The sequence below is a fragment of the Chryseobacterium daecheongense genome (genome assembly GCA_027920525.1).
Taxonomy (GTDB): Bacteria; Bacteroidota; Bacteroidia; order Flavobacteriales; family Weeksellaceae; genus Chryseobacterium; species Chryseobacterium proteolyticum.
The window spans coordinates 2072352-2092636 of the sequence record CP115858.1; the positions used below are offsets into that span (position 1 = coordinate 2072352).

Genomic DNA, 20285 nt, shown 5'->3' on the forward strand with positions numbered 1-20285 from the left:
TTTATCATTTTGTACAGCCCACTATTAAGCAGCCCCTAGTTTTATTCTTAGATTTTCTATAAGATTCTCCCAATACATCGCATTTTCTTCTTCATCTCCTTCTTCACAAAAGTCTGTGATATTTAAAGCCAAATCTTCAGTAATATCATCAATCGTGATGGTCATTTCAAAGAAATTCTTTGTTCCCTCATCTTCTTCCCATCTGAAACGCACGAAACCTTCTGGCTTATATCTAATCAAAGTCGCCTTTTCAGCAGGGCCTCCACCCCAGCTAAAAAAGAAGTCATCTCCTTTCTCTACTACCTCATCCGCAAACCATTCAGATAATCCTTCTGCCGTCGCCAGATACTCATATAAAATCTCTGAAAGACAATGCATTGGAAATTCGTAATGGACTTTAAGTTTCGCCATATAATCTTTGTTTTATCGTCCCGCAATATATAAATTAATTTTTTTATTACACAAAAATGTATTTACTTTTTTATACAATATGCATGATATTTGTCACAGTTGTTCTGACACTATCGTGAAGGATTTTAAAAGCAAAATTTACAGTGCTTGGCATAAAAAAATCTCTTCTTTGAAAGAAGAGATTGATATCTAATTTTCGTTTAAAACTTCAAGGATAATCTGGCATCCCTCTTTTATTTCCTCAAGAGATATGGTTAATGGTGGAGAAATTCTTAAATATTCATTCCTGTACAGTTGCCAGAACACTACAAGACCTTTTTCCATACACTTCTGAGCAACTTTTAAAGTATATTCCGGGCTTCCTAAATTTACAGCGAGCATCAACCCTCTCCCGTTTATATTACTAATCTTGGGATGCACCAGTAATTCTCTGAATAGTTCCTCTTTCCTGTCCACCTCATTCATTAACCCACTTTCTAGCACTTCTTTTAATGTTGCATAGCTGGATGCCGCTATAAGAGGGTTCCCTCCGAATGTAGTGATATGTCCAAGCTTCGGCGAATGTGACAAACTGCTCATTATTTCCTTAGAGCTCATAAAAGCTCCAACAGGGACTCCACCTCCCATTCCTTTCCCCATAACAAGGATATCCGGAACAATTCCATAATGCTCAAATGAAAACAGCTTACCTGTCCTTCCAAACCCCGGTTGTATCTCATCCAGGATAAGGAGAGCCCCCACCTCCTCACATCTTTTTTTTAATTTCTTCAGATAATCGTTCTGAGGAACTAAAAATCCTGCCGCACCCTGTATCGTTTCAAGGATTACACAGGCTGTCTTCTCAGTAATCTTATCCAGATCATCTTCATTATTGAATTCAATAAATGATACCATCGGTAAAAGAGGACGAAATTCCCTCTTATGATACTCATTTCCCGAAACACTTAATGCTCCATGGGTATTTCCATGATAAGAATCTTTAAAGGAAATAATTTCTTCCCTTCCGGTATATCTTTTGGCCAGCTTCAGACTTCCATCTATAGCTTCAGCTCCACTATTGACAAGATAAGTAACTTCCAGCGGATCCGGAGTAGCTTCTGCCAGCAAACGACATAATGCCACAGGTTTATCCTGCGCATATTCACCATATACCATTACATGAAGGTACTTTTCCGCCTGTTCTTTGATTGCATTAACGATTTTAGGATGGGAATGTCCCAAAGTATTGGCAGAAACTCCTGCTACAAAATCAAGATATCTCTTTCCGTCCGTTCCAAAAATATAGCTTCCTTCTGCTTTTTCAACTTCAAAACCTGCTGCAAATTGTGTAGTTTGTGCCTGGTATGAAAAAAAATCTTTTTGCAATTCCATTTTAAATAAAATTTTAGCAAAGCTAAAAAACATTCATTAAATCCCGAAATTATCATTACACAAAAAAAGCCTGCTTTTTGGCAGGCCTTTTATATTTACAGAAACTTATTTTCTGACTCTCTTAGGTTTTTTAGCTTCTTCCTTAGCTTTTTCCTTTTCAACAGCTTCTTTAGCCGCATCATAAAGTTCAGTGTCGGCTTCGTATTTTATCTCTTCATATCCAGGAGTATCTACGAGGATATCCTGCCATTTCCTGATTCTGTCTTTTGTATTCCAGTTAAAGTCCTGAAATTTCCTTCTGGCAGGTTCTATCTTACTCATAGGATATGTATCGGACGTTGCCCCGATATTACAGGATACAATCTGAAGTACTCTACTTTCAAATATAGCATCAATAATTCCACATGAGGTAAGGGTAATACCTATTCTTTCATTCTCTTTAGTCTTTTCGTTAAAGTCATCCGCATAACTTATAGCCTGTGCATTTCCTATAACTTTGGTTTCTTTGACCTCGCTTTTTTCATAATAAACGGTCATGAGCTTTCCTTTTACCTGGTTGAACTCATCTTTCAGGTTCAAAGAATCAACTTTACTTATAGCAAATGCATTTCCTATTACTTTCAAGGAATCAAGATCCTCAGTTGCCGTATTAAAATAAGCTTCGATTTTATCTCCTGTCACCTGCTTTTCTCCACTCCATAAGATTGGTGCAGTATACATATGCATAATACCATCCGTTTCGTTAAATGCAATGGAATCTGCTCTTCCCTGTGCATTGGACTTATAAAACCTTCCTTTCCTGAATGCCCTCAAAAAACTTTTTTTCTTTGTAGCATCAGTTTCATCAGGTTTCTGATAAGAGATTATCTTTTCAGCTGCAAAATATATAGAATCCTTTTCAAGGATCTTTACGGCATATGGATTTTTGGTAATGATCGAAGAATCTTTCTTTTGAAAAATTTCTCCATAACCTCCTTTCACATATCTTTTTTCTTTAGGATCATCTAATGTCACATTTCCGGTAGCTGTACCAAACCCTGTGAGCTGATTAAAATACATATCATCTCCGGTCAGAATTTTATCGTTATAATGTATCCTCGAATTTTTATTAAGGTAGGATTCTTTAGAACCCATTTTATAGGTACCTCTTTCGGTGTATATATAGTTTTTCGGATTGGCCCTGTTGGTTATCGTTGTGGGACCAAAGAACTCAGCAACTTTAGTATTCTGGTTCTGTTTGATGTTGGGACCTTCGATAACATAGTCCGGAGTATCAATTTTTACATTGCCTACAAAATCGATCATCTTCGTATCCAGAAAATAGGTCGCAGATTTTGTATACATCACATTCTGTCCGTCAGAAATCGTTCCTCCTGTATTAAAATAGGCAAGATTTGAAAGTTTATCGTAATAAAGAATATCGGTTCTGATGGTTTGCTTTGGGTCGGTAAGTACTACGTTCTTACGTGCAACGCCCTTTTGGGTATTCCCATCGTATTCCATTTCCCCAGCAGTAATTACCGATCCATCTGTGTTCTGGAGCTTTGTATTACCAATCGCTTTCGCAAAGTTTTCTTCGCTATACAGCACAACTTCATCTGCCGTAAGGATAGAACCCTGATTTTCGATTTTTACATTTCCCTCAAGATATTGGTTTCCGTCATACTTTGCAGGATCTTTTTTTACAAAATCCGCATGGATGATTTTAATTTTATCTTCAGGTCTTATTTGCTTGGGTGCATTATTATTTACAGGAGCTTTTAAATAAGGATCCCTTTGCGCAGGCTTTTGTTGATCTTGCGCAAACATAAAAGTAGAAACAAAGAGTATCAGAAAAAGAATCAGTCTCATTGATTAGTCATTCTTAATGCCATAAAAATACAGCGAATGAGAATCAATTTTTACGCCAAAAGCATCTTCTATAGCTTCTTTGATCCCTTGAATCCTAGGATCACAAAACTCTATAATTTCCTCAATCTCCTTATCAGAATCTTTTTTGTAGATCACCAAGTGATCGTGTTGCTTATCAAAATAAGACTTCTCATAAGATGAAGACGTCAGTGTTTTTTCTCCAAATTGGTGTTTACGAATTAGCCCTGCATCCAGGAAGATCTCAATTGTATTGTAAATTGTTGCTTTAGAAACATGATATTTCTTCTGCATCATCAACAGATAGAGATCATCCACATTAAAATGGTGATCCATATTATAGATCTCTTCCAATATGGTGTATCTCTCAGGTGTGTTTCGGAAACCTTTTTCTAAAAGGTAGTTTCTCAAAACATCTTTGATAAGAGCTATATTTTTTTCTTTTTGTATAGTATCCATTAAAATAATTATCTACAAATTTATTAATTTTTATTTAAATAGATAGTATGCTTATAAAGTGGTGCTTAGAAGTTATGGCGTAAAAATCCCGCCTGTTCAATTTTTTTATCATATAATGTCTCCTCTGTAATCGGAGCAGATTCTACCACTACATTGTGTGAAGTGACTCCCCAGGCCTTGAAATCGTCACTTCCGATATACTTCACAAAATTGTAAATATTAAGCGTGATTTTTTGTTTTACCGTCAAAAGTATATCATTGATATATGTATTATCTATAATCACATACTTAAGATCCGGAGGTATATTATGTGCTCTCAAAGAAGGGTGACTGCTTCTTGATGGAATAGTTCCATCAGCCATAAGATCTTTCAGAACCATACCGAAATAATCATTGATTCTGCGGTCTACTTTAAATCCTAAAAGAAAATTCACTTTAAATACAGTTCCCGGTAATATTTCATCTACCGTATATTTAAAAGTATAGGGATCTTCCTGATTTACAATACTTAAAACAAAATAATGATCTGCCCTTTTAGGCTGTTTCTTGATGATGGAATAAATAATCTTTGACTCTACCTCGTCATTTCTTTTTGCTCTGCTTAAGTAAGCCAGATTGGTAGCATATTTAGGAATGGTCTCATCAAGTTTCATATCCTTAATAATAGACACATATTTATCGATCTTTACATATTGTATAAAGTTAGCCTTAATCAGTCTGCCGTTATACCATGCATACATACATACTGCAATAAACCCACCTAACACCATTGTTAGCCATCCTCCATCAACAAATTTGATGACATTGGCATAGAAAAATCCTGATTCAAGGAAAAGATAAACTGCTCCGAAACCTATGATAAAGAATTTGCTTACCCGTGTTCTGCTTAACCAGAAAAGTAATAGTATGGTGGTCATCAACATGGTAATGGTAATCGTCAGACCATAAGCAGCTTCCATTCTTTCAGATTTTTGAAAAAATATAACCACAACAAAACAGAATACCATTAATCCCCAGTTTACTCCCGGGATATACATTTGTCCTTTAATACCCGAAGGATATTCAATGTGCTGATTCGGCCAGAATGAAACTGACATGGCTTCCGAGAACATAGTAAATGATCCGGTGATTACGGCCTGACTGGCGATAATTGCAGCAGCTGTTGCAAGGATAACCCCAGGTAAAACAGCCCATTGCGGCATAATTCCAAAGAATGGATTCACTCCACTGAACACCTGATGATAATTATCCAGCAGCCATGCTCCTTGTCCCAGATAGTTCAGGATAAGCATTAATTTTACAAACACCCAGCTGATTCTTATATTTTTAGCACCACAATGCCCTAAATCCGAGTACAAAGCTTCAGCTCCTGTTGTACAAAGGAAAACTGCTCCCATGATAACAATAGCACTTGGAGAGTGTGTAATAAGATTGTAGGCATATATCGGGTTGAATGCTCTTATAATTTCAATGTGATCAAAAAGGTGGATTGATCCGAAAACCCCTAAGGCCAGGAACCAGGTTACCATAACGGGTCCAAAGAATTTCCCAATAGAAGCCGTTCCAAACTGTTGTACCACAAAAACTACAAACAGGATGACCAGGGTAATGAGAACTACCGGTGTCTCGGGATTATATATTTTTAAACCTTCAATAGCAGACATAACCGTTAGTGAAGGAGTGATTACACTATCTGCAACAAGTGTTGCCGCTCCTATAATGGCAACCACATAGAGCCATTTCTTCTTGAGTTTCTTTACTAGTGAATAAAGTGCAAGAATTCCCCCTTCTCCTTTATTATCTGCTCTTAGAGCAATAATTACATACTTTATAGTAGTTTGAAGGGTCAATGTCCAGATAATACATGATAATGCACCTTCAATATATTCATCGAATGGCATTGCCGCACCATCTTTTCGGGCATTCACAATTGCTTTCATTACGTACAATGGTGACGTCCCAATATCCCCAAAAACAATTCCGAGGGACACAATAACCCCTACAAATGAAAGTTTCTTTAGGTCAAAATGATGACCACCCTCTGTAACTTCTGACATATCAGCTAATTTTAAAAGCGCAAATCTACACTAAATTTATGACCTCATGAATTATTCTTCATGAATATAATAAATGAAAAAACTTCCTTTCGGAAGTTTTTCTCTATGATTTAATATACAACGCATTTTTAATCTCCTCTTTCACTTTTTCAAGTTTAGGGAACCATTCTGCAAATAAAGCTGCTGAATATGGAGCAGGAGCATCAGGAGTCGTAATTCTCTTGATTGGTGCATCCAGATAATCGAAAGCTTTTTGCTGAACCATATATGCAATTTCAGAAGAGATAGACGCAAACGGCCATGCTTCTTCCAAAATAACCAGTCTGTTTGTTTTCTTAACAGAATTTAAAATAGCATCATAATCCAAAGGACGGATTGTTCTAAGGTCGATCACCTCTACAGAAATTCCTTCTTTAGCCAAATCTTCAGCAGCCTGAATCGCTACTTTCATGATCTTACCAAAAGAAACCAGAGTTACATCCTTACCTTCTTTCTTGATATCTGCCTTTCCGATCGGTAGATAGTATTCTTCTTCAGGAATCTCCATTTTATCTCCATACATCTGCTCGGATTCCATGAAGATTACCGGATCATTATCCTGGATTGCTGATTTCAATAATCCTTTTGCATCATAAGGATTAGAAGGTACGATCACTTTCAATCCCGGACAGTTTGCATACCAGCTTTCGAAAGCCTGAGAGTGTGTAGCTCCCAATTGGCCTGCAGAAGCAGTAGGACCACGGAAAACAATAGGACAATTCCACTGTCCTCCACTCATCTGACGGATTTTTGCTGCATTATTGATAATCTGGTCAATTCCTACCAAAGAGAAATTGAATGTCATAAATTCTACAATGGGTCTGTTCCCATTCATCGCTGCACCTACGGAGATTCCGGTAAAACCAAGTTCTGCGATCGGTGTATCGATTATTCTTTTAGGACCAAATTCATCCAGCATTCCTTTTGAAGCTTTATACGCACCGTTGTATTCTGCAACTTCCTCCCCCATTAAATAAATGGATTCGTCTTTACGCATTTCCTCACTCATTGCCTGTGCAATTACCTCACGAAAAGTATATTCTGCCATATTTCTTTGAAAAATTTAGACTACAAAAATAGTGTTTTTTTATTACACACATCATAAAAACGGCATCTCATTTAAATGAAATGCCGTTAATTAATTTTATTTAAAACAGATTAGTTTACTTTTTGCCAAGTCTGCGTTCTTCCTAACAGGGATAAACCTATGTATCCTCTTACATTCAACTGATCTCCGGATCTTGTAATCGTACATTTATACGTTTTCCCAGTCTTCGGATCTGTAATAGTTCCTCCGGTAAATTCGTCACCTTCTTTTTTTAATCCCCTGATAATTTCCAGTCCAAGAATAGGTTTTCCTTTTCTATCATCTTTACAATTTGTACAGTTAGGATCAGCAGGCTTTATAAGTAATTGCGATACCTTGCCATAATAAGTCCCATCTGTTTTTTTATAGATTTCAACAATAGATTTTGCCTGTTTGGTTTCATCATCTATAGTTTTCCATTTTCCTTCTATCTGTGCAAAAGATAATATACTTGCCAAAGAAAATGCCAGGGTAAATAATAATTTTCTCATATACTTGTTATTTTAATTTTGATATACTGTTCTTGTAATCTATTTAACGCTAAAAATATAAATTAATTTTAAACAAACAAAAACATTTATTATACTAGGCATATATAACAAGACACATACCAATTTAAAAAATTAAACACCCTCTTAGTTCAGTTTACGGTTGATAACCCTGTCCATATAATCCTGATACCAGGCTTTGGCAATCTCCTTTCCTTTTTCAGTCTCCGGTGTATTCAAATGATCTGTCAGATTTTTCTCCAATCCCAGATCTGATTTATCATAAATGCCTACTACATTTTTTCCGTCGAAACGATAGATATAATTCCCAATAATAAATTGTTCCACACCGCCATCTGAATTTGCTATGATAGCAGGGTATTTTTTATCACTTACGAGACTTCTTCCCCAGCTTCTTATCCTTTTATTATATCCGATCAGATCTGCCAGTGTTGGGTAAATATCAATCTGCTGTGCTTCTTCCGTATTTACTCCTTTCAAATGATATTCGGGATTGGGAGAATATAAAATAATCGGAACGGCAAAACGGTTCATACTTTTCTGATATTCCGGATAATAGATTTCATTGGTATGATCTCCGGTAAACACGAAAATAGTATTATTATACCAGGGTTGTTTTTTAGCCGTTTCAAAATATTTTTTTATTGAATAATCAGTATATTGTATCGGTTCATGCATTTGATTTTTACCTTTTTTAAATTTCCCCTGGTATTTTTCAGGAATTTTAAAAGGATGGTGAGAAGAAGCGGTAAAAACAGTAGCCATAAATGGTTGCGTTTTCCCAACATTTTTAGCAAAGTATTGCAAAAACGGCTCATCCCAGATCGCCCACATTCCGTCAAAATCGGCATCATGATTATATTCGGTCTTTCCAAAATAATGTTTGAAGCCTAAAATATTTCCAAAGCCCAGGAATCCCATGGATCCATTGGGTGCTCCATGATAAAATGAGGTATCATAACCCAGATCATTACATATAGAAACAATAGATTGTATTTTCTGATTGGAATATGGTGAACTTGTAAAAGCATCCGTAAGACTCGGAATTCCGGCAAGCACACTGCTCATTCCATGGATAGACTGTCTTCCGTTCGCAAAGGTGTTGGGAAAAATTAAACTTTCACCAGCTAAACTATCAATAAACGGGGTGTAAGAAACATAATCTTTAATATTCTTATCCTTATTAAAAGCTCCGGAATATTCCCTGCTGAAGGATTCAACAATAAATATTACGATATTAGGACGGTTGGTTACCTGCCTGTCGTATATTTTATAAGGCTGGATATTATCCTCTATAAACTTCTGGTCTACAAAGTGAACTTCTTTAAAATTATTGGTTCCTAATGTTCTGAAGAATGAAAACGTACTGTTCAAAACCATATTCCCCTGAGATGGAATTTTCACGAAACGATTTGCGTCCACAAGATTAATAGGCCTTGTGCTGTGTCTGAAGTCTCCACGGATCCCTCCTACTACCAAAACTGTAATTCCACATAGACAAAGGACAGAAAGGATAAAATAAGGAATAAGTCTTACCGGCTTCTGTTCTGTGATCTTTACCCTTTTGTAAAGAAAAACCCACAGTGCCATAAGAACAAAAAACCATATAAGAACAAAAGGATTCTGAACAATGGAAGCACCAAACACTTTTCCGATATTAGTTTCATGCTTGGCCACCTGAAATGCAGCCGACGTTAATCTTGTCTGGGCAAACTTATAATAAACAAAATCACCGAAGTTCATGACATAGGCAATTCCATTTGTAATAAAGTAAAGCCAAAATAACATTTTTTGATATCCTTTTCTGGTATTGATTATAACAGGGATAAGACTCAGCAAAATAAATAAAGAATTGACATATAAAATTGCAGTAGTATCAAAGGCGATTCCATGAAAAGATAAACTAAAATAGTCTGAAACCGAATCTACCTTTATGAGCTCTCTATTAAAATACCAGAACAAAAATCTGGCAATCTGATAAAAAACATATGCCAAAAAAATCCGGTATACCAATACCAGAACTTCCTGTTTTCTAAATTCTTTAAAAAATTTCATTTGGCAAATTTACATCAATTTCAGATTAATGTATTTTTTAGTGGGGAATATTTTAACCTAGAATTCTTAAAAAATGTAATTTTGTGACTATGAATTTTATTAAAAACAATCTTGCGAACGTCCTAACCTTAGGAAATTTATTTTCCGGATGCATAGGGGCAGTGCATCTTATCCTTGGTGACTATAAAATAACTGCTATTTGCCTTATCCTTTCGCTGGTTTTAGACTTTTTTGATGGCTTTGTTGCCCGCGCTTTAAAAGCTAATTCGAATCTGGGGGTTCAGCTGGATTCACTGGCGGATATGGTAAGCTTTGGTTTTATTCCTGGATTGACCATGTTTGTTGCTCTCACAGACAATTCTTATTCTCACATTCCATGGTATGCTTATTCAGGATTTTTACTTACTGTATTTTCATGCCTGAGGTTAGCAATTTTTAATCTGGATGAAGATCAGAAGTATTACTTTAAAGGTTTAAATACACCTTCCAATACTATTTTAATTTTTGGTTTGTATTATGCCTTTAAAAAAACTCAGAGCTATGAGCTTATATTTTCCAATCTATATCTGATGATAGCCATTACCATTGTCTTTTCGTTACTTTTGGTAAGCCCTGTTAAAATGATTGCCATGAAATTCAAATCCATGAAACTGGAAGACAATTATCCAAAACTTGCTTTATTAATAGGTTCCATTATCATTCTGATCATATTGGGAACAGTAGGAATCCCGATGGTTATACTTTATTATATTTTAATTTCACTTATATTTCAAAAACAACTTACATAAATTCAGAATTTTGACTAAAATAAATTGATATATTATTACTTCAAAATTCACTATCTCAACTTATAAATCTTCAGTATGAATTTAAAACTATATAAACCTCTTTGCATTTTCGACCTTGAAACAACGGGAACAAATATCGGAAAAGACAGGATTGTTGAAATCTGTATTCTAAAGGTAAATCCCGATGCATCCAGGGAAAGTAAAACCTGGCGTATTAATCCTGAAATGCCAATTCCTTTGGAATCGAGCCAGATTCACGGCATTTATGACGAAGACGTTAAGGACGCTCCTACTTTTAAATCCATTGCTTCGAAGGTAATGGAAATGATTTCAGGCTCAGATTTGGGAGGTTTCAACTCCAACAGGTTTGATGTTCCTCTTCTTGCAGAGGAGCTTTTGCGCGCAGGAATTGATTTTGACCTAAGCAAATTCAAGTTGGTGGATGCCCAAACCATCTTCCATAAGAAAGAACCGAGAAACCTTGGAGCCGCTTATCAGTTTTACTGTGGTAAGACATTGGAGAATGCACACTCCGCTGAGGCTGACGTTATGGCAACCTTTGAGGTATTAGATGCCCAGGTAGGAAAATATGATGACGTGCCGAATGAAATTGCTGCTTTGAGTGAATTTACATTTCATAATAAGAATGCGGATTTAGCGGGGTTTATTGGATTCAACGAGAAGATGGAGGAAACTTTCAGCTTCGGTAAATATAAAGGACAATGTGTAAAAGTAGTTTTCCAGAAAGACCTGGGATATTATGGTTGGTTACAGAACGCCGATTTTCCTTTGTATACAAAGAAGGTCTTTACAAAAATTCAACTATCAAGTAAATTCTAAGGATGTCAAAACTTGTTCGTTTTAAATTTTACGAAACGGCTCTTGAAGCCAATAGGGATAAACAGATATTGGCAGAAAAAGGCCTTAACAGCTTCATAGCTAATGAGCAGCTCATTCAGTCGGACTGGCTATTGTCTCAGGCAGTGGGAGGAATTCAGCTTCAGGTTTTTGAAGACGACCTGGGTAAAGCAACGGAAATTTTGAAAGATTACAAAGAAAACGAGAATATGGCTCTTGAAGTGGAGCATACCATCGAAGATCCCGAATTCGATTTTGTATGTCCAAAATGTGGCTCCAATCATATTTACAGAGATGATAGTGCTACAAGTTTTTTCGGAGTTTCTATCTTAACAAGTCATAAGTTCATCTGCTATTACTGTGAGAATGAATTTACCCATTAACAATTAAATAATTTTTGCAAGGTATCATCGTCAATGATTTCATACCATGCAATAAAAAAATATAAGCATATGAAAATTATCTGCATAGGAAGAAATTATAGTGAGCATGCGAAAGAATTAGGAAATGAAATTCCTGAAAAACCTGTAATCTTTATCAAACCTGATACTGCTGTCCTGAAGAGTAATGATTTTTACCTACCCGAATTTTCTAAAGATATTCATTATGAACTTGAGGTGGTATTGAAAATCTCAAAAGGAGGAAAATACATCCAAAAAGATTCCGCCCATAAACATTATGAAGAAATCGGTTTGGGGATAGATTTTACAGCAAGGGACCTGCAGACAGAGTTAAAATCAAAAGGCCTGCCTTGGGAATTAGCTAAGGGGTTTGATGGTTCAGCTGTAGTAGGAAACTTCTTTAATAAAGAAAATTATAATCTGGAAAGTTTAGGCTTTTCATTACTGCAAAATAAAGAAAAGGTACAGGACGGAAACACAAAGGATATGATATTCAGTTTTGATGATATCATCGCGTTCGTTTCCCAGTATTTCACATTAAGAGTGGGAGACCTTATCTTTACGGGAACTCCAAAAGGAGTTGGGAAAGTTGAAGAAAATGATATTCTGGAAGCATTCCTTGAGGATGAAAAAATTCTGGATATCCGAATATTATAAGTATTTAACAGCGTATTTCATATTTTTTTCACTATCTTTAGTTAACAAAATTAAAGGTTATGATAAACATTATATTGCCCGTGGATTTTGGGGATAAAACAGAACAACTCGTAGATGGTGCGATCAAATTTGCCAAAGAGATAAATGGCAAGATTCATCTGATCCATGTAGCACCTACAGACATTGGATTTGCTATTGGTGATATGGGATTTCAGTATTTTCCTGAAGTTGAAGAAAATGAGATCAGAGAAGAACTGGTACAGCTGAATAGGCTTGAACAGAGAATTATTTCTCACGATGTAGAATGCGAGCATCTTTTAAAACAAGGTATTGCCAAAGATATTATCCTGGAATACGCTAAATCAAAAAATGCCAGCTATATCGTAATGGGCTCTCACGGAAGAAGTGGAATTTATGATGTTTTTGTAGGCAGCCTGACTAAAGGTTTAACGAAAAGCTCTACAATTCCGGTTTTGGTACTTCCTATTCACGAATAAAAAAGTAAATTTTAACCGTTATAAAAAAGCCGATCAAATAAATTATTTGATCGGCTTTTTACTATATAACCAATTAATTAACCTTCTTTTTTGTAGATACTTGGATCATAATAAGGGTGTTTTCCCTCTGTTGGAGAATAGTAGTCTTTATCTTTATCACCTCCCAGTGTAACCACCAGAACGTAACACCAATAGGTGAACAACACACAGCAAACAATAAATAGGATCCAGTTTAAAACATTTCCAAAGGAATCAAAAAAACCGAAAGACCATTTGAAAACTTTGCTTAAGAATAGAAAGAAAGACGTCATTATTTTCCTTTTTTAAATTAACTTTGTACAAATTTATAAAAAATGTTTAAATTACTTTCAAAAGAAAGCAATATTTTTTCAATTCCTGTTTATATTGGTTTTCTTCTTTTAATAGTAATAATATTTAACATCCTGAATTTCAATACTTATGAAGCAATTGTTGCCGGAATAACATTTCTGGGAATTGCTTTGGGATATTTCTGTTTTCACAGTATTGCACTTAATCACCAGACTCATCTTCCCTTATTTTTATATTCATTTTTCATTTTCGGTCTCTATCCCGGAAATCTTGATATCGGAATTGCCGTATCATTACTTACCAATTCCTTTCTTTTGCTTCTTCTGACGAGCGCTAATGAAGATACCCGGAAAAAATCATATGTCCTGGTAGGTGCCATCGTTGCATTGAATTTTATTTTTTTACCTACCACATGGCCAATGGCCGTTTTTGTAGTTATACACGTTATTGCAACCTCTGAAAAAATAAGTTTAAATATATTCAGATTTTTACTTGGAATTATCCTGATCGTGTTCAGTTATTTTTCTGTCATGTTCTTTATGGACTTTACCACCTGGAACCTTGATTATTTCCCATTTGGAAAGATGAAACTGATTACAGATTACAGAGGAATTATCCCTTTAATCCCGGTTGCATTAATGCTGATCTATGCGGTATATGATCACTTTAAAAATTACAACAAAAAAAGCCCGATAAGCAGATATAAATATACCTTCCTATTGGTTTTCTCTTTAGCTCAGCTGGTTACTATTATCCTGTATATGAATAAGAGCTATGAATATTTACTGCTCCTCGCATTTCCTTCCAGTATCATACTGAGCCGGATGATGCGTTTTTTGCCCAAATACTGGATGCAGGAAGTCAGCCTTTGGCTGATTATTTTGAGTTTGGTTACCTTTAAAATAGGTACGTATTTTAATTTATTTTAAAAAGATTATGATTCAGATAGACGATAAATTAATCTCCGAGGAAATATTTTCCGAGGAGTTTGTTTGCAACCTTACCAAATGTAAGGGAGCATGTTGTGTGGAGGGAGATGTTGGAGCTCCTTTAGATAAAAACGAGCTTGAAATTTTAGATAATATCTTTGATAAAATCAAACCTTATCTGACGAAAGAAGGTGTAAAAGCTCTTGAAGAACAGGGAACATGGACAACCGATCCCTCTGACGGAATGTATGTAACGCCCATGGTAGAAGACCGCGAGTGTGCCTATGTAACATTCGATGAAAAAGGTATTACAAAATGCGGAATTGAAAAAGCGTATGAAGACGGTGCTATTGACTGGCAAAAGCCGATTTCATGTCATCTGTATCCAATACGAATTACGGAATACTCTTCTTTTACTGCTTTAAATTACCATGAATGGTCTGTGTGCAGCGATGCATGTACATTGGGAAGAGAATTGCAGGTTCCTGTTTATAAATTCCTGAAAACACCCCTTATCAGGAAATACGGTGATGAATTCTATACCGTTCTAAGTGAAGCTGCTGAAGAATGGAAAAAAGAATATGGAAATTAAAAAAATAAAAACCGCAGATTTTGCGGTTTTTATTTTTTATAAGCTGTAGGTTTTACCTTATTATAATTTAAAATCAGCGTCCGTAACACCGGAATTCAGAACAATTTTAGTGGTTTTAATAACTACCTTCTGTCCATTTCCTTCGGCATCTACTTCTCCAGGGAACTTCAATCCGTCTACAGTCATGTAATCTTTTACAATCGCTGTACCTTCTTTTGATTCGGACTTGTATAACAATCCTGTAGTTGCATCAAAGAAGTATTTTCCTTTATCTGAAGTTAGCACATTATAATCTTTACCATCTATCTTCTCTACATTTACGGATTGGAAAGAAGCAGGATCATATCCCAATGCATCAACTGTTTTGCTTTTTTTAAGGTCAGCAATTTTATCCGCAGGAATATCCATTTTTTGTCCCATCTGGTCAAAAGTTCCTTTTTCGCCATCGAAAACCTGAGTCATTTGTTGCCCCATTACGCTTTGTACGGACTTGAATTTATTTCCCATCTTTTTAGTCGTCATAGCAATTTCCATCCCTTGTACAGTAACGGTATTTTCTATAACGGTTGTTTTTATAGCTTCTAATTTATCTCTTCCCCCCAAAGCTTTAAGATAATTATCTATTACTTCTTTAGGTGTCAGTTTCGATTTTACTGCTTCTGTTTTAGCAGCGGTTGTTTTTTGCTGTGCTGCTACTGAAGTGGAAAAAAGCACTGCACAGAAAAACGGAATGATTATCTTTTTCATATAATTTATTTATTACGTAAATATAGGAATATTGCCCGATATAAAATCTATGTTTTTTACAACAAAAAACCACCAAAATTGGTGGTTTTAAAATATTTATTTAAAAATAAATTATTTTTTAAGTTCTTCTAAAAACTCGTCATGCGAAATTGCAGTTTCTTTTTTGCTTGCCTTTTCAAGAATTACATCTTTCAATTTAGTCATAGCTACTTCAGAAGAAATCTGTCTTACCTGCTCCTGGTCTTTCAACATTTCAACAGCATACTTTTGAATTTCTTCATCTCCTAAATGGTGAATTCCGTAGATCGCCAATTGGTTTCTTACTAATTGTTCAGCTTGTGCAAGAACATCAGCATAATCCAATTTAATATCGTTATCATTCATCAATTTACCTTCGATGATCTGATAGCTTAATTGTTTTTTCTCAGATTCAAGGATTTCTTTTGCCTGCTCTTCAGTTTGGATATTCTGGTTAGAGAATAGTAACCATTTTACAAGGAAATTTTCAGGAAGTTTTACTTCTTCTTTTTCTGTAATTTGTTCCAATACTTTATTCACAAAGTGAACGTCAGCATTTTGCTGGAAATACTCATCTAATTCAGCCTTAACTTTATTTTTAAGCTCTTCTTCAGACTTGATGTTTCCTTCTCCGTATACTTTATCAAAAAGATCCTGATTAAGTTCTGCTAAGTTCAGACTATAGAAATCTTTTACTTTAACTTCAACTTCAGCATGGTGTAAATGCTCAACTTCTTCTTTAGTAAACCCTAATTCTTTAGCTAATTCTTCATCACCTGCCAATGTTTCTTTAGAAACTTTTACAGAACCGTCCATTTTTAAAGCTTTAACTAATTTGAAAGCTTCTTTGTTTTCAGCTGTAATAGTAACATTTTTCGGATGGTGGTGGTGTTCTCCTTCAGCATCTTCTTCTACAACCTGAGAAACCTCTAAAGCAACATAAGAATCCTTAGTGATCTTATCTTGAGGAACCTGCTCAGCGAAACGCTTCTGCATGTTTTCAATGCTTTTTGTGATTTCTTTATCAGAAGCTTCTACTTTATAGTGAGGCGCTTCATATTTAGCTAAATCTATAGTGAATTCAGGCTCGTATCCTACTTCAAAAGCAACTTCAAGTTGATCTGCATTATGATTGAAATCATTTACAGGTTGAGGTACAGGCTGGCCAACTAATCTTAACTTGTTTTCGTTTACATAGTTATTTAAAGCATCAGAAACTTGTTTGTTGATCTCTTCGAATGCAATACCTGCTTCATATTGTTTTCTAACCATACTTAAAGGCACTTTTCCTTTTCTGAAACCAGGAACTTGCGCATTTTTAGCATAATTAATCAACTGCTTCTCTACTTTGTCTTTGTAGTCAGATTTTTCCAATGTTACAGTAAGTAATGCACTTACGTCATCATGGTTTTGTGCGGTAACCTTCATTATTGATTAAAATTTTAGGTTGCAAAAATATGAAATTTTTATCAAAATAAACTATTAAAGATAAATTCTTCGGCATCAAATATTTATAAATAAAAAACCACTGAATTTTTCAGTGGTTTTATCTATTTGCTGTTTTTTTTAATTTGTAATCGTATAAGTAGCCTGAGCATCGGTTTCTCCTCCTGTTTGAGCTCCATACACTATTCCGTTTCCACTTACTGAAGAAGCTTCGGAAACGGTGGCTGGTTCGTGATACAGAGTAAGAATAAGCTGGCTTTGTGCTGATGCATTTTTTACGGCCTTGGTCACTACCCATTTTGTTTTAAGTCCTACATGTTTTCCATCACCTCTTGTAGAACTTGCATCATCGGTTCTGGTTAGTGTAAGATCGGAATTAGGGAAATTGTACACTAGAAAATGTTCATCTTTTGCATCTTTAATTTCCTGGGTTGCATCTTCATTACCATTCTTGAACTGCACTTCTACTTCATATGTCTTCCCGTTCTCTAATTTTATCGACTGTGCCCCTCCGGCACCTACACTATAATTGTAAGGTACAGTTACCTGTGTGGCAACATCTTTTACCAATAAAATAATATTAGTAAGATCTTCCTGAGGCAGATCATCTTCTTCTGCTGAGTTATCTCTTTGACAAGATACGATAGAAACTGCGATGAATAAAATACCTATTAGTTTGATAATATTTTTAGTGTTAAATAATTTGTTCATTTTTTTTAATTTAAATTTTTAAAATCTTGATTTGTAATGGTAAAATATTAGAAATGATATCTAACATTAAGTATAAAATTTCTTCCTGCTTCATCTGCAAAAAATCTCATACGATTAAGATAATCTCTGTATGAAACGTTGAATAGATTATTAACGATAAGTCCTGCAGAAAGGTTTTTGCTGATATTAATACCAGTCTGAATATTCCAAAGTGAATATTCGCTCGGGGGAGTGCTGAAATCTACTATCTTTTCTACTTCTACACCATTTTCAAAAATAGTAATGGGAGCATTATGAATAGGAAATCTATTTTGCTTTAAAAAGGTTTGATTTTCAAGGCTGAAATAGAATTGATTCCATTTTTCCATTTTAAACTGTAAGGCATTCGAAAAATTAGGTGGCATCATCAGGATTAATGGTTCGTTATTTGAATCGTCCTGCCCATTAACATAACTTCCTCTTCCTATATAGGTAAGGTTTTCTGTAAGTTTCCAGTTGACATCCACATCTATACCATACATTTTGGCATCAATCTGTTGATAAGACCATACAGGAAAAACACCTCTTATCGTATTCTGAACCCCGGTAGGAATTTCATTAATGTAATTTTTAGTTATGAAAAAATAAGGGTTTACTGATATGTTTAATCCCTTCAGTACATTAAATTTAGCATCAGCAACTAAATTAAATTGATGTCCCTGTTCATTTTTCAAGCCCATATCTCCAATTTCTATTACCGCTGCAGAATGGTGCAACCCATCGGAAAATAATTCAGCAATATTAGGTGTTCTTCCTACTTTAGCATAATTAAATTTCAGATTAAAATTTGAGCTAGGATGATATTCCAGTCCGGCATTAAAAGAAATATTTTCATAATTAAGTTTCGGACGTGTTAAGACTCTGTTTTTATCTGTTTTCACATAAAACTGAGGATAAGTCGCTTTATATAATTTATCCCAATCACTTTTGTCATACCATTTTGTTACATCATATCGGTTAAAGTCATATCTTACACCTCCCTCTGCATTCAATTCATCTGAAATTTTGTATTTAAAAACAGAGTAAACGCCCGCAGAATATTTGTCATAATTAGGGATCAGACGTCTTGCTTTTGTGGCCGGATCTGAATAATTGTTCTGAAAACTTGCGTCAATTCCAGTTTCCAACGACCATTTTTCTCTTTCTAATAAATCGTTCACATTAAACTGATGAGTCATCAATGCCAGATCCAAAGAGGGAATATCTTTTAAATCTCCCCTTCTTATATCATATTCTTGCCTATGGTTGTATTGAAAGCTATAACTTGCAGATACCTTACCAATATTTTCAAATCTTTTAAAAGCAGAAACTTTGGCAATATGATGTTCTATAACCTGTCTTGGATTATCAATATCATAACTAAAATTCCCCGTATATACAGGAATATTCAGCGTCATCGCATTATAAAAATCATTATTATTTCCAACATGCGAACCTCTGTAAATCCCAATATTCTGATTAGTAAGATAATAATCAAAAGAAATTCCCTGTTCATAGCTATTCTTCTGAACTGTAAAATTAAATGATGAAAAATCCATCCCGGTATTCATTAAGTTATAATCAGGAGTATGCTGATCACCTAATTTTTTAATGGATCCTCCGGATTTTACCGCCCATCCGTTTTTCCAGATCTTGGCAACATTTACATCTAACCCAAGACCTTTCCCGTTTGAAATACCTGAAAGATTCACAGAACCTTTTAGCGTGTCTTTTTTAGGGAAAATTTCAGGTTCCATAACTATAACTCCTCCAATTGCATCGCTCCCATATTTCAGAGCAGACGCCCCCTTGATCACGTCTATATGCTGGAAATTATTAATATCCACATTAGGAGCATGCTCTACTCCCCATTCTTGTTCCGCTAGCCTTACTCCATTATTCATAATAGCTATACGGCTTCCATATAATCCGTGAATAATGGGTTTCGAAATATTATTTCCGGTCTTCAAAGCATTAACACCTGAAATCTTGGATAGTAAATTCCCCAAGTTATCAGTGGAATTTTTTTCTATTTCAGATTTATCAATGGTCTTAATAATCAAAGATCCGTTTGATTTATGGTTTCCATGAATAGTCACCGTCTCAATATCCTGAATATGATGTTCCAGGACGATCGTTAAATGAAGATCCTGATCCACTCCTATATTTTCAGTATAATCATGGCAATCAGGATGCTTTGCAATGAGATTATAAGATCCCGAAGGAATTTTACTGAATAAAAACTTACCCTTTTTATCCGTTTTAGCCGTAAAGTCTCCTATTTTCACGACTGCATTTTCAAGCATGCTTTTATCATGAAAATCCTGGACGGTACCTTCAACGGTATAAGTTTTTTGTGCGTTTGTTAATACCAATCCGCAAAAGATCAGTAATAAGCTATATATCAATTTCATTGTAAATAGATAGATTGCGTAC

The 20285-nt window shown here is 35.1% G+C and carries 20 protein-coding genes; 7 read left to right on the top strand and 13 right to left on the bottom strand.

All coding sequences use genetic code 11. The features are described 5' to 3' along the window. Positions 1-24 precede the first annotated feature (24 nt). The 8 genes from PFY10_09150 to PFY10_09185 form a co-directional block, all read right to left on the bottom strand. Complete coding sequence (locus PFY10_09150; GenBank protein ID WBV58613.1) at positions 25-411, bottom strand: START-like domain-containing protein; 387 nt, start codon at positions 409-411, stop codon at positions 25-27. 189 nt (positions 412-600) lie between these two features. Then, entirely contained in the window at positions 601-1776 is a 1176-nt protein-coding gene (locus PFY10_09155) for an aspartate aminotransferase family protein (GenBank protein ID WBV58929.1), read from the bottom strand. A 111-nt stretch (positions 1777-1887) separates the two neighbouring features. Then, entirely contained in the window at positions 1888-3633 is a 1746-nt protein-coding gene (locus tag PFY10_09160) for an organic solvent tolerance protein OstA (GenBank protein ID WBV58614.1), read from the bottom strand. A 3-nt stretch (positions 3634-3636) separates the two neighbouring features. Continuing rightward, complete coding sequence (locus tag PFY10_09165; protein ID WBV58615.1) at positions 3637-4110, bottom strand: transcriptional repressor; 474 nt, start codon at positions 4108-4110, stop codon at positions 3637-3639. A 65-nt stretch (positions 4111-4175) separates the two neighbouring features. Next, positions 4176-6167 (bottom strand): KUP/HAK/KT family potassium transporter, encoded by a 1992-nt coding sequence (locus PFY10_09170; GenBank protein ID WBV58616.1) that lies wholly within the window; start codon positions 6165-6167, stop codon positions 4176-4178. A gap of 103 nt (positions 6168-6270) precedes the next feature. Then, positions 6271-7254, bottom strand: coding sequence for a pyruvate dehydrogenase complex E1 component subunit beta (locus PFY10_09175; protein ID WBV58617.1), 984 nt, complete (start codon positions 7252-7254; stop codon positions 6271-6273). Positions 7255-7364: 110 nt separating this feature from the next. Further along, positions 7365-7784, bottom strand: coding sequence for a DUF2147 domain-containing protein (locus PFY10_09180; protein WBV58618.1), 420 nt, complete (start codon positions 7782-7784; stop codon positions 7365-7367). Between the two features lie 144 nt (positions 7785-7928). After that, positions 7929-9857, bottom strand: a complete 1929-nt coding sequence (locus PFY10_09185) for a sulfatase-like hydrolase/transferase (protein WBV58619.1) — start codon at positions 9855-9857, stop codon at positions 7929-7931. An 89-nt stretch (positions 9858-9946) separates the two neighbouring features. Here PFY10_09185 and PFY10_09190 point away from each other — a divergent pair, with 89 nt between their 5' ends. The 5 genes from PFY10_09190 to PFY10_09210 all read left to right on the top strand — a co-directional run bounded on the left by PFY10_09190 (position 9947) and on the right by PFY10_09210 (position 13058). After that, positions 9947-10645, top strand: coding sequence for a CDP-alcohol phosphatidyltransferase family protein (locus tag PFY10_09190; protein ID WBV58620.1), 699 nt, complete (start codon positions 9947-9949; stop codon positions 10643-10645). A 75-nt stretch (positions 10646-10720) separates the two neighbouring features. Continuing rightward, complete coding sequence (locus PFY10_09195) at positions 10721-11485, top strand: exonuclease domain-containing protein (protein WBV58621.1); 765 nt, start codon at positions 10721-10723, stop codon at positions 11483-11485. Positions 11486-11487: 2 nt separating this feature from the next. Continuing rightward, on the top strand, positions 11488-11886 hold the full coding sequence (locus tag PFY10_09200) for a hypothetical protein (GenBank protein ID WBV58622.1): 399 nt from the start codon (positions 11488-11490) through the stop codon (positions 11884-11886). A gap of 69 nt (positions 11887-11955) precedes the next feature. Then, complete coding sequence (locus PFY10_09205) at positions 11956-12561, top strand: fumarylacetoacetate hydrolase family protein (protein ID WBV58623.1); 606 nt, start codon at positions 11956-11958, stop codon at positions 12559-12561. A 59-nt stretch (positions 12562-12620) separates the two neighbouring features. Further along, entirely contained in the window at positions 12621-13058 is a 438-nt protein-coding gene (locus PFY10_09210; protein WBV58624.1) for a universal stress protein, read from the top strand. Between the two features lie 77 nt (positions 13059-13135). Here the strand turns inward: PFY10_09210 and PFY10_09215 are convergent, their stop codons facing one another. Further along, entirely contained in the window at positions 13136-13369 is a 234-nt protein-coding gene (locus PFY10_09215) for a hypothetical protein (protein ID WBV58625.1), read from the bottom strand. A 42-nt stretch (positions 13370-13411) separates the two neighbouring features. Between PFY10_09215 and PFY10_09220 the strand changes: the two genes are divergently transcribed. Further along, a complete protein-coding gene (locus PFY10_09220; protein WBV58626.1) occupies positions 13412-14317 on the top strand; it encodes a DUF6427 family protein in 906 nt (301 codons plus the stop codon). A 7-nt stretch (positions 14318-14324) separates the two neighbouring features. Then, the gene (locus PFY10_09225; GenBank protein ID WBV58627.1) at positions 14325-14909 is read left to right on the top strand and encodes a DUF3109 family protein; all 585 of its coding nucleotides are present in this window, start codon (positions 14325-14327) and stop codon (positions 14907-14909) included. Between the two features lie 60 nt (positions 14910-14969). Here PFY10_09225 and PFY10_09230 read toward each other — a convergent pair whose 3' ends face one another. The 4 genes from PFY10_09230 to PFY10_09245 all read right to left on the bottom strand — a co-directional run bounded on the left by PFY10_09230 (position 14970) and on the right by PFY10_09245 (position 20263). Further along, positions 14970-15656, bottom strand: a complete 687-nt coding sequence (locus PFY10_09230; GenBank protein ID WBV58628.1) for a hypothetical protein — start codon at positions 15654-15656, stop codon at positions 14970-14972. A 111-nt stretch (positions 15657-15767) separates the two neighbouring features. Beyond that, on the bottom strand, positions 15768-17102 hold the full coding sequence (locus tag PFY10_09235; protein WBV58629.1) for a trigger factor: 1335 nt from the start codon (positions 17100-17102) through the stop codon (positions 15768-15770). A 138-nt stretch (positions 17103-17240) separates the two neighbouring features. Then, a complete protein-coding gene (locus PFY10_09240; protein WBV58630.1) occupies positions 17241-17831 on the bottom strand; it encodes a hypothetical protein in 591 nt (196 codons plus the stop codon). A gap of 47 nt (positions 17832-17878) precedes the next feature. Further along, positions 17879-20263 carry a TonB-dependent receptor gene (locus PFY10_09245; GenBank protein ID WBV58631.1) on the bottom strand — a complete coding sequence of 795 codons (2385 nt, stop codon included), beginning with the start codon at positions 20261-20263 and terminating at the stop codon, positions 17879-17881. Positions 20264-20285 lie beyond the last annotated feature (22 nt).

Excerpts from the sequence above, each read along its gene's own strand:
- PFY10_09150 (WBV58613.1), bottom strand. The coding sequence starts at position 411 with ATGGCGAAACTTAAAGTCCATTACGAATTTCCAATGCATTGTCTTTCA.
- PFY10_09160 (WBV58614.1), bottom strand. The coding sequence starts at position 3,633 with ATGAGACTGATTCTTTTTCTGATACTCTTTGTTTCTACTTTTATGTTT.
- PFY10_09165 (WBV58615.1), bottom strand. The coding sequence starts at position 4,110 with ATGGATACTATACAAAAAGAAAAAAATATAGCTCTTATCAAAGATGTT.
- PFY10_09170 (WBV58616.1), bottom strand. The coding sequence starts at position 6,167 with ATGTCAGAAGTTACAGAGGGTGGTCATCATTTTGACCTAAAGAAACTT.
- PFY10_09175 (WBV58617.1), bottom strand. The coding sequence starts at position 7,254 with ATGGCAGAATATACTTTTCGTGAGGTAATTGCACAGGCAATGAGTGAG.
- PFY10_09180 (WBV58618.1), bottom strand. The coding sequence starts at position 7,784 with ATGAGAAAATTATTATTTACCCTGGCATTTTCTTTGGCAAGTATATTA.
- PFY10_09185 (WBV58619.1), bottom strand. The coding sequence starts at position 9,857 with ATGAAATTTTTTAAAGAATTTAGAAAACAGGAAGTTCTGGTATTGGTA.
- PFY10_09190 (WBV58620.1), top strand. The coding sequence starts at position 9,947 with ATGAATTTTATTAAAAACAATCTTGCGAACGTCCTAACCTTAGGAAAT.
- PFY10_09195 (WBV58621.1), top strand. The coding sequence starts at position 10,721 with ATGAATTTAAAACTATATAAACCTCTTTGCATTTTCGACCTTGAAACA.
- PFY10_09200 (WBV58622.1), top strand. The coding sequence starts at position 11,488 with ATGTCAAAACTTGTTCGTTTTAAATTTTACGAAACGGCTCTTGAAGCC.
- PFY10_09205 (WBV58623.1), top strand. The coding sequence starts at position 11,956 with ATGAAAATTATCTGCATAGGAAGAAATTATAGTGAGCATGCGAAAGAA.
- PFY10_09210 (WBV58624.1), top strand. The coding sequence starts at position 12,621 with ATGATAAACATTATATTGCCCGTGGATTTTGGGGATAAAACAGAACAA.
- PFY10_09215 (WBV58625.1), bottom strand. The coding sequence starts at position 13,369 with ATGACGTCTTTCTTTCTATTCTTAAGCAAAGTTTTCAAATGGTCTTTC.
- PFY10_09220 (WBV58626.1), top strand. The coding sequence starts at position 13,412 with ATGTTTAAATTACTTTCAAAAGAAAGCAATATTTTTTCAATTCCTGTT.
- PFY10_09225 (WBV58627.1), top strand. The coding sequence starts at position 14,325 with ATGATTCAGATAGACGATAAATTAATCTCCGAGGAAATATTTTCCGAG.
- PFY10_09230 (WBV58628.1), bottom strand. The coding sequence starts at position 15,656 with ATGAAAAAGATAATCATTCCGTTTTTCTGTGCAGTGCTTTTTTCCACT.
- PFY10_09235 (WBV58629.1), bottom strand. The coding sequence starts at position 17,102 with ATGAAGGTTACCGCACAAAACCATGATGACGTAAGTGCATTACTTACT.
- PFY10_09240 (WBV58630.1), bottom strand. The coding sequence starts at position 17,831 with ATGAACAAATTATTTAACACTAAAAATATTATCAAACTAATAGGTATT.
- PFY10_09245 (WBV58631.1), bottom strand. The coding sequence starts at position 20,263 with ATGAAATTGATATATAGCTTATTACTGATCTTTTGCGGATTGGTATTA.